Origin of the sequence: Citrobacter sp. TBCS-14 (assembly GCF_005280805.1) — a bacterium.
GTDB classification, from domain to species: domain Bacteria; phylum Pseudomonadota; class Gammaproteobacteria; order Enterobacterales; family Enterobacteriaceae; genus Citrobacter; species Citrobacter gillenii.
The window spans coordinates 1-239 of the sequence record NZ_SZWM01001336.1 but is presented as its reverse complement, the minus strand read 5'-3'; the positions used below and the strand labels follow the sequence as shown (position 1 = coordinate 239).

Below are 239 nucleotides of genomic sequence, written 5' to 3'. Positions count from 1 at the left end.
CGCTGTTCCTGGTACGCGAATGGCTGAAAGGGCAGGGGCGGTTTTAGTTGCGATTGCCGGAACTCGGCTAACGTCTTATCCGGCCTACAAAATCCAGCAATATCAAACAATTGTGCCGAAAATGTAGGCCGGATAAGCGAAGCGTCATCCGGCAAAAGATTAGAACAACTCGTGCGTCTCACCATTATCAATAATGGTTGTCCCCACCTCATGTACCGCCTGTTGCGTTGGCTGAGTAC

General features: G+C 50.6%; 1 protein-coding gene. It reads right to left on the bottom strand.

Annotated elements, in window-relative coordinates:
- Positions 1-159: 159 nt before the first annotated feature.
- On the bottom strand, positions 160-239 hold an 80-nt coding region (locus tag FDX22_RS32865), incomplete at its 5' end, for a hypothetical protein (RefSeq protein WP_370317972.1).